This window comes from Synechococcus sp. KORDI-49, assembly GCF_000737575.1.
Classification (GTDB): domain Bacteria; phylum Cyanobacteriota; class Cyanobacteriia; order PCC-6307; family Cyanobiaceae; genus Parasynechococcus.
The window spans coordinates 2,125,525-2,140,645 of sequence record NZ_CP006270.1 but is presented as its reverse complement, the minus strand read 5'-3'; the positions used below and the strand labels follow the sequence as shown (position 1 = coordinate 2,140,645).

Below are 15,121 nucleotides of genomic sequence, written 5' to 3'. Positions count from 1 at the left end.
GAACCAACCACAGAGCATCAACCAAAACCAGATACCTCAGATGGATTTTTTCTTGGGATTTCCACAAATCCGGTGGACTTACAATTTTGTATTCCGATCATCGACAGGATGTCAGTAAGCCTTGCTCCATGGGGAGGCGGCTGAGAGTCACGAATCAGCCAGAGCTTAAGCTGCATCAACACCGTGGCTGGATCTGCCTGCAAACAAAAAAATGATCGACCTTGTTCGATCGCGTTTAACTGGTCGCCGATGAACTGTTTGGCGAGGACATCTGTCTTTTTCATAGCCGCCCGTCGCACCACAAAGTCAAGGCAGACAGAAGCAAACGGAGAAAAACCAAGATCTGTTGAGCCGTTGCTTCTGGTGTACCTGCTGACCATCGCTGCCGTACAGAGCATGGGTACCAGGCCAGGCATGCTGTATTCCATGCCAGTGAGCTGCAGCCAACCATGATGAACACGCACAGCATCCAGAGTGTGAATCGCTGTATCACTCACCAAAGGGCGCATCTCAATCGCGCGCAAACAGGCATTACGATGATTGCCATTGATACTATTTTCCTTACTAAGACGACCAACAATCACAACAGGCTGATTGAGAAACAGACGCAGTTCGTGTCGTTCAACCGTCACAGCAGATCAAAGGACAGACAAATCACGGAGAGACTTGATCAAGGAACAACATGCCTCACAAAATATCCGACAATTCACTGATCCCCAGAGAATCAATCACTTTACCAATGCCCGACGACGCAGCAAAACCGATCTTGATTCGATCGAAATCATTATCACGCAGATCCGAATACCCAAAGACATCACCATCAACAATCAACCGATCATCACGATTGAAATTGGAAATTTTTAGCTTCTTGGAAATCAAATCCTCTGCCTCCAAACTGACGACGTCAGCATTTCTATCATCGCCTAAATCGATTTTCATTTTTTTAACCTCGCCCTGGATATCTACTTGATCACTTCCCTCCCCCAGCCTGAACTTAGAGTTTTTGCCGACCGTGACATCTTGCCCCAGGATGACCTGGTCATCTCCCTGGCCAGTCGACACAGAAGATTTCATAATTGCCCCATCCACAAAGCGAACAACATCATCCCCCTTAAACATTGAAATCGATACCTTCTTCATCTTGCGCACTTCACTGACCAACTCTGCATTAAGCCCTGAGGCAAAGACGATATCTGACTTGGCCATCTTTTTTGCATCCAACTGCAAGCCAGGGACCTGCATCTCAACGTCAAGGTTCTTGACAAATGACGGCGCATTCAATGCAATTTTGTTGGCCAACGAATGATCAATGGAAATCAGATCGGAGAATTTCTCAGGGACGATGATCTCTGCATCTGAGCTGGAAAGCTTCACGGAGTCGCCGACTTGAATCACCTTGTCAACCACGCGTTGTATTGAGTCAACCACCTGATTCACAGCTCCAAGGCTCTCCAAAGCACTTCTGACCGAAGGTGCTGATGAACTCGAAGAAGCAGTGTTCGATGAAGAAGCAGCGTTCGATGGGGATCCTGGAGACTTGGATGCGGATGGTTCAATCGTCGGCTCTTCTCTCACCTCCTCCGCAGGAGCTTCCGCTGTCGGCTCTTCTCTCACCTCCTCCGCAGGAGCTTCCGCTGTCGGCTCTTCTCTCACCTCCTCCGCAGGAGCTTCCGCTGTCGGCTCTTCTCTCACCTCCTCCGCAGGAGCTTCCGCTGTCGGCTCTTCTCTCACCTCCTCCGCGGGAGCTTCCGCCGATAACGTGATTTCAGTGCCAGGGTTGAAGGCATTGGTCGGCAAATTTCCCGCGAAGGAAGCTGGAACAACAACAGACTCAATATTGGTCGCAGCAAATGCCCCACGCCCCAAAGTTTGAACAGACTCGGGAATGATGACTTGCGTCAGAGGAGTGTTATAAAAGGCATAGTCGCCAATCGACGTCAACGATTCTGGCAATCGGACGGCGACCAGATCAGTATTGTCAAACGCGGAAGCACCAATCGATACGACGGAATCCGGTACAACCAGCTCTGTCAGGTCAGACTGACGAAAGGCACCCTGCTCAATGGTGATCAGCGAATCAGGAAGACTGACTTCCGTCAAGCTCGTTTCGTCGAAGGCAAAACGACCGATCGTCTCAAGCGTGGTCGGCAGAACCACCGTCAGGAAGAGATTGTTCTGACGGAATGCGAACTCGGGAATCGCTGTCGACCCTTCTTCAACAGTCAGCTCATCACCATTGAGTGCGTAATTAAAACTCACTGAACCGGCCGAAATAAAATTGATTTTAGCCAGCAAGAACAGAAGTGAGCACAGCTCTTCACCTTTATTTGATTTCCAACAAAATATAATTCTCCTTGACCGGCAATCTCTCTAGCACCCTGGGTTACGCTCCCACCTCAAGCATAGGGAAAGCCTGCATCAATTGTCATGACTGAGTTGAGATCAAAGCAGTCGTTTCAGAATTATGATCCATCGTCATTCAAGCTTTCCAGGATCGTGAGCGGTGATCACCGTGAAGCGATTCTACTTTCTGACCTGTTCAGAAAGTCGCCGAATTTCCATGCTTTCATCACGATCTCCAGCACCGCACGACTGATCAAGACTGCTCACATAAAGGTCAGCCGTTTTCACAACAATCGGACGCTGCAAAACGGTGGCGTCCATGCCATTTTCACTCATGAGATCTTGAAGGATACTACGGCCTTGAGCATCTGAGATTCGTCCATTCTGCTTCTGGCATTGGAATGCCGCTAGGTAACCAACAACAACAACTTCCTCATCAGTCAAAGCAGGAGTGAACTGCTTAAACACAACACTGACAAGCGAACCTACAGTGGCAATGCCGAACAAACCAATCACCACAACGGCAAAGATCAGCCTGGGCTTATTAACAGCACGCTTTTCGTCCGAAGGAATCAAAGCATTGGGGATCGCCATGATTCGGCTGAAGCCTTAACGCCTTCTCAGAATGGCGACTTCCTTCAGTCGCGTCTACCAAGCCTGCCGCTTCCGGAATCGCGATCTCGCGAGACAGCCCTGATCGTTTGACGAGAACGTCATCCTGATCACAAAACCGGCAGCAACCGAATGTTTAGATGTGTAAACAGGTGTGGGCGTCATGCGTTCGGCCAATACAACCCGGTATTTGGCCATGGCCCGATTGCAGCGACGGCACGCTTACCTCAGACGGGCTGAACGCACCAATGGCCGGATCGCCATGGTGGCCGTTGTGGCCGCCACGCTGGCTGAATGGTCGATCGGCCATCCACTGATCATGCGACCCGGCGGCTTCTGAACGGAGTGCGTGAATCTCTGTGTTCAAACGATTCGTTTTATGTTCCTTGAGGAAATTATTCAGAGCTCGCCCTTAAGTTCCCTGAAATTGCATCAAGGAGCAGGAGAGCAATGCGCACCTATGAACAGAGAAAACGTCACAACGAAGTGGCCACTGGCCTTTCATTTGTCGCTGTAGCCCTGATGGTTCTTGGCTTTATGGGAATTGCCCAGCACTTCGGGCTGTCCCTGGTCTGACTCCCTTCGGATCTCAGCGACGTCCGATCACGTCCTCCCAGGACACCAGTTGCTGACGATGGCAGGTCACCACCGTGGTCAGGGAATCAGACATGGACGGTTCCGAGTGTGCGTGCTTTGAATCGTTGAAACCGGCCGCACGTTGGCCCAGAGGTGAACGATGGTTCTTTTTGGTTGTTGGCATGGATCAATCAAGGTTTATTCCAATCCGATCGCTGGCTCGACATCTGTCGATTCGCTCTCAACAACACTTTAGGCCTTCCTCCTCATGAACGAAAGGCGGAAAACCGTCTGATGGACATGGATCAGTCGTCGATCACTGTGATTCCGCTGGCCTGCTCCTCCAAGTGCTCGGCTCTTTCGAGAACGGCCTTGAGCACATCCTCGGCATCGGGGTCGAGTCCGAGCTGATCCAGGGTGAATGCCACGTCCCTGGTCGCCGTGAGCACAGCAGGAGAGACCTGCTCAATGGGAACGGACCGGGATCGACGTCGCCTCGATTTCTGCCCGGCCCTGGGGCTCGCCTCCTTCGCCATACTGACCCCTGACGTTGAGTTCATTCTGGACCTCAGCCGCCGGTTCCACATCGTTCAGGAGGTGGCACAGTGCCAGTTATCGGCCAAGAGACGCAACCGTTGATGTCCTACGCAACTCCTCCGGCGGAGACACGGCAGTGCACCTCCTGCAGAAATGTTCTGACCCTGAATTTCTTCAAGCTGGATCACCAGGAATGTCGCCACTGCGAAGGGAAGCGCCTGGCAGATCTGATCGATGCAAGCTCCGAAGAGGACTGAGACGAGGGAAGGCTTCGAGCACCACGTCTGAACTCCGGCCAGCTCCCGCTATTCACCGTAGAAGCGGCAGAAGCTCAGCATGTCGAGCTGATCAACCCCAACGAGCCGTTTGGTCTCCGCCCAGGCCTGAGATTCTCGCTCCCCTGAATCCGGTGCTCCCCAGAAGGCGGCACAGAGCGAACGCAGCTGGTCATTGCGGGACAGACGTTGATCGATCCGCACCAGCGCCACAGCCATGACCATGGCGCTGACGGTCATGAGCAGTTGAAGAAGCGCTGCGACACGGGCACGGTCTGGAGCCATTCCAAGATCCCGGATGGTGTCGGTTTAGCGCCACGGCCGGTCTCGTGACACCGGTGGTGCGTTCCACCCGACATCATCAGGGCAGTGGATCGCAACGGAATGCAGACCCCTCGCCCGATCAACGACGCCGGCAATGGTTTGGTGCTGGTGGTGGCACTCCTGCTGAGCGCCCTGCTGCTGCTGGGCCAGGCCACCTTCATCGTCCCGGCCGGACAGGTTGCCGTGGTGACCACCCTCGGCAAGGTGAGCGGTGGCTCTCGACTGCCTGGCCTGAACCTGAAGATCCCTTTCCTTCAGGCGGTGTATCCATTCGATGTGCGAACCCAGGTGCGGCCGGAGGAATTCGCGACGCTCACCAAGGATCTGCAGGTGATCGAGGCCACGGCAACAGTGAAATATGCCGTGCGTCCTGACGAAGCCGGGCGGATCTACCGGACCATCGCCGGGAATGATCGGGAAATCTATCCACGCATCATTCAGCCCTCCCTGCTGAAAGCGCTGAAATCCGTCTTCTCCCAGTACGAACTGGTGACCATCGCAACGGAATGGAATGACATCTCCGCTCTGGTGGAGCGAACCGTGGCCCAGGAACTGGACAAGTTCGATTACGTGGAAGTGCGTGGCCTTGATCTCACCGGTCTGCAGATCGCAGAGGAATACCGGGCCGCGATTGAGCAGAAACAGATCGCCGAGCAGCAACTGCTGCGTGCCCAGACCGAGGTGAAGATCGCTGAACAGGAGGCAATCCGATACGACACGCTCAACCGCAGCCTCGACGATCAGGTGCTGTTCAAACTGTTTCTCGATAAATGGGATGGCCGCACGGAAGTGGTTCCGGCACTGCCTGGCACCACAGGGGGCTCAACTCCGGTGATCGTTGGAGGTCGCCGGTGAGGCAGGAGTGTTCCGGATCTTTGCCCCAAAACCCCGCCTGAAGGAGGGGCAACCCCTCGATCAGCTGCACCGCAGCTACGACAAGGATGCCGAGCTGAATGAGCCCTATGTGGTGCTCAGCATTGGAGCCGGCCTGATTGCAACCTTCGGATTGCTCTCTGACAACACCGCCGTTGTGATCGGGGCCATGGTGGTTGCACCCTGGATCCTCCCCCTTCGCACCGGTGTGTTTGCCATTCTCGTTGGCGATTGGGGCCTGTTGCTGAGGGCATCACGCACCCTGAGCATCGGTGTAGCCAGCACCACCATGCTGGCCATTGCGCTTGGCCTGTGGGCGGGTACGCGTGGCTTGCTGGTCGCCGAGACCATGCCGGCTGAAATCAGCGGCCGGGTGAATCCCAACCTGATCGATCTAGCCATCGCCCTGATCGCCGGAGCCATGGCGACCTACGCGAAGGTGAAGCCCAGCACAGTGAGCTCAATGGCGGGCACGGCGATCGCCGTTGCACTGGTTCCGCCCATCTGCGTGATGGGACTGATGATCGCGAGTGGCGAATGGGAGAACGCAGAAGGTGCCGGTTTGCTGTTCGCCGCCAACCTGCTCGGGATTCTGATCGGCGGGGTGACCGTGCTGGCGATCCGTGAGCCGTATTTACGGGGTCAGCTCCTCACCAGCCGGCGCACGAAGATCCCATTCATTGGCTCCCTCGTGTTGATGGTTGTGATCACAGTTCCTCTGCGCAATCGCTTCGTTGCCCAGCTTTACGACAAACGCACAGAATTCGCACAACAGAAAATCGAAGAGACAATTCGCGATTATCTCCAGAGCAAAACATTGACTTTCGGAGCCAACGAGTCGCTGGCCTTGAACAGCATTGCATTTGACTGGCCGAACTTCTGGGAGAAGCGACGATCTCCAACTGTAGAAGTGGTGGTTCGGGTCACCAATCCCAATCTTCCCAGTTACAAACAAGTCCAGATCATTCAAGACACAATCAATGAGAGGATCGGATCTCGACTGGAAGGCCTGAAATTCCAGGTTCAGGTTCAACGCATCAATGTTTCCGTTGTGGAGGGCCGTGAGGTCAATCAACCGGATGCTTCCGCACCCGGATCACCACTGCTCAGTCCGCAACAGACCAAGCAGGTTCTTGAACAGGGAGCTCTGGAGCTGGATTCCGATCCTGAACAAGCCACCAATCGGAGCCGCTCTGAAACCCGTTGATGGGGTGATCAGTCCTCCCCTCCTGATCAGCCCGCTTTCCGGAAGCGCATCAGCCCCCAGCTGAGGCGACCCTGCTGGCCACCATCCACCCAGTGGCCAAGACCCACATCCATGCGGTCCAGATAGCCGGCACTGATTGTGGTTTCCAGTTCAGCGCGGCGGGACCGCGTGTCTTGGCGGACCCGGTCGTAGTGACGCACCAGCATCTCGGTGCGTTCATCCCACACCTCCAGCGTCAGACCAACCGCCTCTCCCCAGGTCTTGTAGCGAGCAGGTGAGGCGAGATCCGGCAAGTGAATTCGGTCAAGAATCGGCTGAAGAAGCCCCATCTCCACACCATCGGCCGCCATCGGATCGGTGAACACGAAACAGCCGCCAGGCTTCAGCAGGCGGGACACCTCGGCCAACACCCGGGCCCGATCGCCGGCATGCAGGATTGCATCCTGACTCCACGCCAGATCCGCGCTGGCATCGGCCGCGGGCACCTGCTCAAAGGATGCGTCGTGGACTGTGATCTGTTCCGCCAGCCCAGCCGCAACATTCAGTCGGCGATGCCGATCATTTTCCACCGTGGAGATGTTGATCGCATGGACCGGTCGTTCACTCCAGCGGGCCAGACGTCGGGAAGCCCCCCCGTATCCGGAACCAAGATCCACCACACACCCCCCTGAGGGCAGATCTGTCGCCAGTGCCAGAAGCGCCTGCACTGTGCGCTCGCTGGCAATTGCGATCTCCTGGAGAGGAGTCTCATAGAGACCGATGTGAATGTCCTCACCGCCCCAGACCAGTTCGTAGAACTGGTCTGCATCGCTGCTGTCGTAGTAATGAGCCGCAACATCATCCGCCGCGGTGCCACTGGTCATGCTCATCGATCTCAGTGCATCGTTGCATCAACATCAAAGCGGTATTCCTTCTCCGCCACATGAATATAGAAGTCGGGATTTTCGTAACTCCGTTGATAGTCACCAAAGCTGGTGATGTTCTGGAAACCGACCTCCGACATCAGACGTCTGACATAGCCATAACGCAGCGGGAACATGTTGAGGTGGTAAGTGCTGCCATCACCGAAGGCATAACGGAATCGGGCGAGCCCCTCATCCACATGCTCGGGGCCGACCTCCACGTCCTGACCGCAGTAGACGTTGCCTTTGCCCTGGCGTACAGCAGAGCCGCCTTCCAGCAACCGGTCGTAATTGCGGTGATCAAGGATCAGAACGCCGTTGTGCTTCAGCACGGCGTAGTACTCAGCCAGAGACTTGCGCCTGTCCCGTTCCTTGAACAGGTGGGTGAAGGAATTACCCAGACAGATCACTGCATCGAACTCACCATGGATATCGCGGTTCAGAAAGCGCCAGTCCGCCTGGGCCGTACGCAGGAGTTGATCACGATTGCGGGCATTCCGGAAGGCCCTGGCCAGCATGTTGGGGCTGCCATCGGCGCTGATGACATCAAAGCCCTCCTCCAGCAGACGGACCGAATGAAAGCCGGTGCCGGTGGCGACATCCAGAACCGAGTGGGCGCCGTGCTCCTTGAGAATACGGATGAAGAAGTCACCCTCCGCCTCAGCCCGTGCGTTCCAGTCGATCAGGCGGTCCCAGCGGTCGGTGAAGTCCTCGATGTACTCCTGCTGATAGTGATCAGTTTCACGAACGGACTCCGGAGAATCACCGAAACGTTGATGATCAGACTCAGCGGAAGTGAACTCGTTCTGTGTTGATGTCATACCAAATGGGCCGAATGTTTACCCAGACCCACTTCCTGAGAACACGATTTCAAACGTGACGAACAATGGAAGAAGTGATCCGACTCCGAACAGAGCATCTGCTCAGATGTTCAGACCCTATACACAAACTCCTCAGTTGTCAGTGATGGCGCAAACCTGTCGCCATTTATGCCGCGCAGCCACACCTGGGATCGACTGTGCCGGATGGACTTTCAGAATATTTCAATCAATCGAAACAACAACAAGGCAGAACAAGGTGCTGCCTGCTCACACCCGTAGCATCAGGTTGAGTTGATCAGCGGAAATGAATGAGCTGATCCGCATTGAACAGCTTTGGAAAGTCTTCGGCGGCCGGCGTGATGCCGATCCAGAGACTCATCTGCAGGACCCGCTGGCGCGGGTCGCCGTCCGGGACGTGTCCCTGACGATCGGCGAAGGTGAGATCTTCGTGGTGATGGGGCTGTCGGGCTCGGGCAAGTCCACGCTTCTGCGCATGCTGAACGGCCTGATCCAACCCAGCGCTGGGGAGATCCTGGTCAGTGGGCGGCGTCTCGGAGATCTGAGCGGTTCGGAGCTGCGCATGCTTCGCCGACGCAGCATGGCCATGGTCTTCCAGTCCTTCGCCCTGTTTCCGCATCGAAGCGCCCTGGAGAACGCCGCCTTCGGACTGGAGGTGGCCGGAATGCCGAAGCGTCAGCGCCAGGAGCGGGCTCAGCAGGCATTGGAACGCGTCGGGCTCGGCAACGATCTCCATCGCCGACCGGACCAGCTATCCGGCGGGATGCGACAACGGGTGGGGCTCGCCCGGGCACTCGCTCTGGATCCACCGATCCTGCTGATGGACGAGGCCTTCTCAGCCCTGGATCCCTTGATCCGACGGGACATGCAGGATCTGCTGCTCGATCTCCAGCGCGAACATCGCCGCACCGTGGTGTTCATCTCCCATGACCTGGATGAAGCCGTTCGCATCGGCGATCGCATCGCCCTGATGCAGGAGGGACGGCTGCTGCAGTGCGGCACCGCAGAGGAACTGCTCCGCCACCCGGCTGAGGAAGCCGTGAGCCGTTTCTTCAAGGCGGTGGACGCCTCGGCGGTGCTCCGTGTCGGCGCCTTGGCAGAGCCGGCCCCCGATGGCATGGTCCTCGATCTGGGAAACCGCAGCCTTCCCCTACTGAACGCCGCCACCCTGGTGCGGGATGCCATCCCCACCGTCGCCCGGGCGAATCGCCCCGTCCCCGTGGTCGGCGATGACCACCATTTGATCGGTGTCGTCACCCCGCAGACGCTGCTGCGTGCCATCGCCACGCCATGACCGATTCCATGCTCCCCCTGCTCGCGAGTTCAACCGAAGCCGGCACCATCGGCATCGCCACTGATGCGATCGTGCGCTGGCTCCTGGACCATGGCCAGGGTCTGTTTGATGCAGTCAATGCCCTGATCCTTGGCATGGCTGAGTTCTGTGAACAGATCCTGTCGGCCCCTGCCCCTTGGGTACTGGCGATCCTCATGGCTGCGCTCGGGCTCTGGCGGGTGAGTGCCGGATTCGCGCTGCTCACGCTGCTGGGGCTGAACCTGGTTCTGGTGATGGAGCTCTGGGATCCCATGATCAGCACGCTGGCGCTTGTTCTGGCCGCCTCGCTGCTGGCGCTGTTGATCGGGCTCCCGCTTGGTGTGCTGGCTGCCCGTCAGACCATCCTCTGGCAGATCACCCGTCCGGTGCTGGATCTGATGCAGACGATGCCGGCCTTCGTCTACCTGATCCCCGCTGTGATGCTGTTCAGCACAGGGGCAGTGCCATCCATCCTCGCCACCCTGATCTTCTCCATGCCGCCTGTGGTGCGGCTCACCGTTCTGGGCATCCGTCAGGTTCCAGCGGATCTGATGGAAGCCGGTCGGTCCTTCGGCTGCTCAGAGCTTCAACTGCTGCGCAAAGTGCAGCTCCCGAGCGCCTTGCCCACGGTGATGACCGGCGTAAACCAGACGATCATGCTGGCGCTCTCGATGGTGGTGATCGCCTCGATGATCGGAGGCGGCGGACTGGGAGACGTGGTGCTGCGTGGCATCCAGCAGCTGAACATCGGCCTGGGCTTTGAAGGAGGCCTGGCGGTGGTGATCCTGGCGGTGATCCTCGACCGGCTGACTCAGAGTTTCACCACACCCCCGTCAACGTCTCTGCCGGACCGGTTTCGCGGCTTCCTTGATCTGTGGAGGGTTCGATGAAGGCCAACCATCGCTGGCAACGACGTTCCGTTCTCTTGGCAGGCATCGGCCTTGCCGGCGCATCTCTGTTCAACATCGCCCGGCGTGGCCGCGAGCAGAGCGGATCGGTCAACACAACCGCTTCCCTGCAGAGCCAGGAGCAGTCGATGGACAACGCAAGGCCGTTGAAGCTGGGCTGGTCGCCCTGGGCCGATGCCGAGGTGGTGAGCCTGATGGCGGCACAGCTGATCCAGTCACGCCTGAACGTGCCTGTGGAGCGCGTGATGGCAGACATCGGTATCCAGTACGAATCGGTTGCACGGGGAGATCTGGATCTGATGCTGATGGCCTGGCTGCCTGGTACGCACCAGGACTACTGGTCTCGTATCAGGGATCGTGTCCTCGATCTGGGGCCGATGTATTCGGGTCGTCTCGGTTGGATTGTTCCGGACTACGTTCCGGAGACGGTGCTGAACAGCATCGAACAGCTCAAGGATCCCGACCTCGCGACCCGCTTCGCCAACCGCGTTCAGGGCATCGACCCAGGTTCAGGTCTCAATCAGGCATCGCTGGAGGCATTGAAGCGCTACGACCTCAAGGACCTGGACCTGGTGGCATCCAGCAGTGCCGCGATGGCGGCGGTGCTGGCCCAGGCCATCGACGAGAAACGCTGGATGATCGCCACCAGCTGGACTCCTCACTGGATGTTCGCCCGCTACAACCTGCGCTTTCTCAAGGATCCCGACGGAGTGTTCGGCGGCACGGAACGCATCCATGCGGTGGCACGCCAGGGGCTGGATCGGCGCGCCCCGTCGGTGACCGCCTTCCTCAGCCGGTTCCACCTGCCGGACAGCGACCTTGATGGCCTGCTGCTGCAGGCGCAGGAGCAGTCCGCGGAGGAGGCGGTGGCGGCTTACCTGGAGCGCAATCCGGCTCGGGTCACCTACTGGTGCACCGGCCGAATGAGCGCCAGCTAACCGCACCCTTCCGGCTCAACATTCCAACGCGGTCGTCACTTTCTGGTGAGGATCACCCAGAAGGCATGAATGATGGCGATCGCTCCCATTCCGAACAGCGGTGGCAGGCCCAGAAAGCCACCGAGCGCGAGCGCGAACAGCACGAGATTCAACCAGAACGGCCCGCTGAAGCCCACCTGCGTGAACACCCCGAGCGGGGGCAGGAACACGGCAATGATGAGACGGAAGATGTCACCGCAAGTCATGGACGCTCAGATCACACCCCCTTTCTTGTAGCAAAACGAACACTCATCAGAGCAAGGCCTCGTCGATCCCCATCGGCCAACGGGAGCGAACTCGATCGCGCAGCATCTCGAAATCGTCAAAACTGAACCCCGGACCGACACAGCAGCTCACCAGGCTGTGCTCACCTTGACTTCGCGCCGCCATCCAGACCCCGGCTGGAACGCAGGCCACGGGCTGATCAGCGCTGAGCACGTCTTCATCCGAGGCGTTCGCATCATCTGGATGCTGAAAAAGGCTGAGCGGAGCTCCTCCGAGGAAGGTCCAGATCTCGTCACCACCATGAACGCAATGCCAGCGACTCACATCGTTGGCACCAAGAAGGAACAGCACGGTTGTGATCGCACTGCGTTGTTCGCCATCAGGCCTGGTCACCTGGATTGAGCTGCGCTGCAATTCCCTGTACCACCCACCCTCGGGATGGGGCTGCAACCCCAGGCGCGACACGAGAGCGTCGAAAGAGTCCACCACTGATCTGTTCAGAGCCCTGCAACGCTGGCACAACCAGACGCACCCTTGAAGAAAGGAGGGAGGGGGATTTTCCTTCTCTTCAGATTCAACAATCAAACGGCATGAGAGACCTGATGCTGAGTCACCAGCACTGCAAAAGCCCAGTTTTATCAGCGCAAATCACCGGACCGCTGATCCAGCGAAAGTGACGCCATCAAGTTCGCAAAATGCAAGAACCCTGCCGGCACAGCCGGATCACTGAAGAAGCAAAAAAATAAGACCATTCCGATCACTTCGAGCGCTTGTCGATCAGCTCGATCAAATGCGCATCATGCTTGACGCAGAAATCAGCAACACATTGACGAAGGATATGACCTATCGATACCGACTCCGTGTAACACAGGAGCTTGAGTTTTTTGTGGAGCTCATCACTGAGCTCAAAGGTGACCCTTTTCATCCTGAAACCAGTAGCTTGACCCGCCGAAGAACCAACTGCTGGGGAGACGGCTCAGCCAATCCTACCCACTTTGATAAGAAGTGGATACCCCCTTCCTGGCCGGTCACAAAGCTAAACAAACGCAGCTCGGGCGAATCGCGGCTCCATACCGCGAGTGCGAGCCTGGCCATGATTGATCAATAAACAAGCTGAGAATGCTCAAGTGTCTGACTTGGCAGTTCACCAAAACTGGTGAAGTATCGTCTTGCATACCGCCCTGGATGCTTAAATCCATATCGGACCGCTACATCCCGAATTGTAGTTTCAGCTGAATCAGCGAGGCCTTTGCGCGCCAGCAAGGCTCGCCTTGACTCTTCCAATCGCACTTGCATCATCATTTCAATGATGCCCATTCCAAAATACTCCTGACACACACGGTAGAGAGATGCCTGACCAGCATCCAAGTATTCACAAACATCAGCCAAAGACATTGGAGACTGCATTCTCTTTGCTTCATGGGAAAGACGCACAATTTCCGAGAGTAATTGCTGGTTTTTCAATTCACTCTTCTTACAAGGCCTTTGCGCCCCCTCCTCCAGACAGCACGCAATAAGATCATAGTATTTTGCTGGATTTAGAATTCCTTTTTCCATTTCTCTTCTGGCAAGATTTCGAAGTTGAATACTTGCAGTCGTATCCACGTCAAGCCCTCTATTGGTCAACAAATTATGAATAGCTTCATTCGCATTACAGGCCTCCAACGTCTCCATTAGAGTCGTTTTGTCCAGCATGCAAGCAGTTGAGCTGCATAATTCACTGTATTTCCCCCATGAACTTCCGACCGATGTATTCAAAGTATTGAGTCCTCCAATACTATTCGCCTTCATTTCATACCCCTCACAGTATCCAAGTGGTTCCGCTGGTGAGGGTTTTAGCGGCGTGATCCAATTGAAATCCACCGACCAATCAGTCCCCCAACCCTCATACAATAAAGTTTTTGACGCCTTTATTTCAGCAATTGATACTCCTGGCGCATTGGCATGACTCATACGATAAGTACCTTCGCCAACTTCAAGTTGCGTGATCCGAGTGGTTTGCCCAAGTTCAGCCAACGTTTCCGACAGATGCATAGGATCATTGTAAGTAAGTATGAATTTCATTATTTTCTCAACCTCAAAAGATCGGAAATCAGTACATTAGTCTTACTGACTTTATCTATTGTTTGTTCAGGACTTTCGCAGAAAGTTTTAAAGTACAATCGCTCAAATGCATTCCAATCTTGAAAGCCATAGTAAAGTGCATTTTTTTTCATCGTAAAGCGGCGCAGGCCCTCAGGAACATGTGGATTTGAATATGATTTTTTAACCTGTTCAAGCCGTATACTTTTGATTAATTCCAGAATGCTCATACCAAAACTTGACCGGCACACCTCACTCAACGACCTCTCCTCCAAGTCCAAGTATTGAGTAATTTGGCTAATCGTTAATGGAGGCAAACCAGGCCTATCTTCGTGCAGAAGCTTGACCAAATCTTCAATTAAATCTGTCTGATCAGACCTTGAAGTAAAAATATTTTCTCCACTGCCAGAGTCTTCGAGAAATGCAATTGCTAAGTCATAAAAAGGCTCAGCGCATTTCACCCCATGCTTGAAATGCTTGCCAAACAGCTTTTTCAATTGAGTACTGGCTGCCCCTTCCGAGTCAATTCCGACGCATTCCTCAAGTTTAGCGAACGCATTATAAGCCTTCATCTTATCTATTTGCCCCTTAAGCTTCTCCCATTTCAAACTCATGCAACACAGAACAGTGTTCGCTCCGACAATATCCCATGTATTGCCGCCCGTTTTATTTAGACGATTAAACCCTGCAATGCTCAAATTACGCATTCTGTGCCCACCAATAATTGTGTTAGCAGGCGCTAATTGATCAGTCTGATCAATCCAGCAAAACGCAACCGAATTTTGGTTAGCATCTTCTTCGTAAAGGAGAGTCTGATTTGATTTGAAAATCTCCAAGTGAACATTATTGATCGGAGCACAAATCGAGCTGGTCAAAAGCTCACCTCTGCTCAATTGAGTGACATTACAAGAGAAATTTGATTTCGAATAGTAGTCTGCATAGTGACTTTGACAATACTCTTCCATGCCTAATGGATCCATAAATATGTATTCTTTTGCTCTTCGCGCTTTCATGCCTAGAGCTGCTAAAAATCAGCAGTCGCGCAATAATATTCATTTATATTAATCGAAATTCAGAGCGCTATAGACTTCTGTAACTTTAAATGAAGCAACGGCATCGGCAGGTAGGC

The 15,121-nt window shown here is 55.1% G+C and carries 18 protein-coding genes; 7 read left to right on the top strand and 11 right to left on the bottom strand.

Going from position 1 to position 15,121, the window contains the following annotated elements; translation table 11 throughout:
• Positions 1-17 precede the first annotated feature (17 nt).
• The 3 genes from KR49_RS10915 to KR49_RS10905 form a co-directional block, all read right to left on the bottom strand.
• The gene (locus KR49_RS10915; protein ID WP_156957184.1) at positions 18-632 is read right to left on the bottom strand and encodes a hypothetical protein; all 615 of its coding nucleotides are present in this window, start codon (positions 630-632) and stop codon (positions 18-20) included.
• A gap of 55 nt (positions 633-687) precedes the next feature.
• Positions 688-2,295 carry a leucine-rich repeat domain-containing protein gene (locus KR49_RS13050; RefSeq protein WP_052378240.1) on the bottom strand — a complete coding sequence of 536 codons (1,608 nt, stop codon included), beginning with the start codon at positions 2,293-2,295 and terminating at the stop codon, positions 688-690.
• Between the two features lie 228 nt (positions 2,296-2,523).
• Positions 2,524-2,937: a hypothetical protein gene (locus KR49_RS10905; RefSeq protein WP_043695271.1), complete on the bottom strand. Its 414-nt coding sequence runs from the start codon at positions 2,935-2,937 to the stop codon at positions 2,524-2,526.
• Positions 2,938-3,151: 214 nt separating this feature from the next.
• On the opposite strand from KR49_RS10905, the gene KR49_RS13965 reads away from it, so the two are divergent.
• Positions 3,152-3,295, top strand: a complete 144-nt coding sequence (locus KR49_RS13965) for a chlorophyll a/b-binding protein (protein ID WP_162176162.1) — start codon at positions 3,152-3,154, stop codon at positions 3,293-3,295.
• Between the two features lie 541 nt (positions 3,296-3,836).
• Here the strand turns inward: KR49_RS13965 and KR49_RS14510 are convergent.
• A complete protein-coding gene (locus KR49_RS14510; RefSeq protein WP_255475551.1) occupies positions 3,837-3,959 on the bottom strand; it encodes a hypothetical protein in 123 nt (40 codons plus the stop codon).
• Between KR49_RS14510 and KR49_RS14430 the strand changes: the two genes are divergently transcribed.
• Positions 3,949-4,170: a hypothetical protein gene (locus KR49_RS14430; RefSeq protein ID WP_253912756.1), complete on the top strand. Its 222-nt coding sequence runs from the start codon at positions 3,949-3,951 to the stop codon at positions 4,168-4,170. The two genes, KR49_RS14510 and KR49_RS14430, sit on opposite strands and share 11 nt — an antisense overlap.
• A 203-nt stretch (positions 4,171-4,373) precedes the next feature.
• Here KR49_RS14430 and KR49_RS10895 read toward each other — a convergent pair whose 3' ends face one another.
• Complete coding sequence (locus KR49_RS10895) at positions 4,374-4,628, bottom strand: hypothetical protein (RefSeq protein ID WP_043695264.1); 255 nt, start codon at positions 4,626-4,628, stop codon at positions 4,374-4,376.
• Between the two features lie 99 nt (positions 4,629-4,727).
• Here KR49_RS10895 and KR49_RS10890 point away from each other — a divergent pair, with 99 nt between their 5' ends.
• Both KR49_RS10890 and KR49_RS10885 read left to right on the top strand, forming a co-directional pair.
• Positions 4,728-5,522, top strand: coding sequence for a prohibitin family protein (locus tag KR49_RS10890; protein ID WP_043697382.1), 795 nt, complete (start codon positions 4,728-4,730; stop codon positions 5,520-5,522).
• Positions 5,506-6,747 (top strand): DUF389 domain-containing protein, encoded by a 1,242-nt coding sequence (locus tag KR49_RS10885; protein ID WP_071839739.1) that lies wholly within the window; start codon positions 5,506-5,508, stop codon positions 6,745-6,747. Before KR49_RS10890 ends, KR49_RS10885 begins: the two co-directional genes overlap by 17 nt.
• Positions 6,748-6,773: 26 nt before the next feature.
• On the opposite strand, the gene bsmB is transcribed toward KR49_RS10885, so the two are convergent.
• The gene (bsmB, locus tag KR49_RS10880; RefSeq protein ID WP_173402148.1) at positions 6,774-7,616 is read right to left on the bottom strand and encodes a dimethylglycine N-methyltransferase; all 843 of its coding nucleotides are present in this window, start codon (positions 7,614-7,616) and stop codon (positions 6,774-6,776) included.
• A gap of 5 nt (positions 7,617-7,621) precedes the next feature.
• On the bottom strand, positions 7,622-8,470 hold the full coding sequence (locus KR49_RS10875; protein WP_043695261.1) for a class I SAM-dependent methyltransferase: 849 nt from the start codon (positions 8,468-8,470) through the stop codon (positions 7,622-7,624).
• A 304-nt stretch (positions 8,471-8,774) separates the two neighbouring features.
• On the opposite strand from KR49_RS10875, the gene KR49_RS10870 reads away from it, so the two are divergent.
• From KR49_RS10870 to KR49_RS10860, 3 genes are read left to right on the top strand one after another with little or no spacing between them, the layout of a single operon-like run.
• Entirely contained in the window at positions 8,775-9,782 is a 1,008-nt protein-coding gene (locus tag KR49_RS10870) for a glycine betaine/L-proline ABC transporter ATP-binding protein (protein WP_043695258.1), read from the top strand.
• Complete coding sequence (locus tag KR49_RS10865; RefSeq protein ID WP_043695255.1) at positions 9,779-10,690, top strand: proline/glycine betaine ABC transporter permease; 912 nt, start codon at positions 9,779-9,781, stop codon at positions 10,688-10,690. Before KR49_RS10870 ends, KR49_RS10865 begins: the two co-directional genes overlap by 4 nt.
• Positions 10,687-11,646 carry a glycine betaine ABC transporter substrate-binding protein gene (locus KR49_RS10860; protein ID WP_043695252.1) on the top strand — a complete coding sequence of 320 codons (960 nt, stop codon included), beginning with the start codon at positions 10,687-10,689 and terminating at the stop codon, positions 11,644-11,646. Before KR49_RS10865 ends, KR49_RS10860 begins: the two co-directional genes overlap by 4 nt.
• A gap of 35 nt (positions 11,647-11,681) precedes the next feature.
• Here the strand turns inward: KR49_RS10860 and KR49_RS10855 are convergent, their stop codons facing one another.
• From KR49_RS10855 to KR49_RS10845, 4 genes are all read right to left on the bottom strand, one after another.
• Positions 11,682-11,891, bottom strand: coding sequence for a YqaE/Pmp3 family membrane protein (locus tag KR49_RS10855; RefSeq protein ID WP_043695249.1), 210 nt, complete (start codon positions 11,889-11,891; stop codon positions 11,682-11,684).
• Between the two features lie 46 nt (positions 11,892-11,937).
• A complete protein-coding gene (locus KR49_RS10850; protein ID WP_173402147.1) occupies positions 11,938-12,396 on the bottom strand; it encodes a cupin domain-containing protein in 459 nt (152 codons plus the stop codon).
• A gap of 615 nt (positions 12,397-13,011) precedes the next feature.
• Positions 13,012-13,944 (bottom strand): helix-turn-helix domain-containing protein, encoded by a 933-nt coding sequence (locus KR49_RS13405; protein ID WP_371257630.1) that lies wholly within the window; start codon positions 13,942-13,944, stop codon positions 13,012-13,014.
• 29 nt (positions 13,945-13,973) lie between these two features.
• Entirely contained in the window at positions 13,974-15,005 is a 1,032-nt protein-coding gene (locus KR49_RS10845) for a helix-turn-helix domain-containing protein (protein WP_043695241.1), read from the bottom strand.
• Positions 15,006-15,121 lie beyond the last annotated feature (116 nt).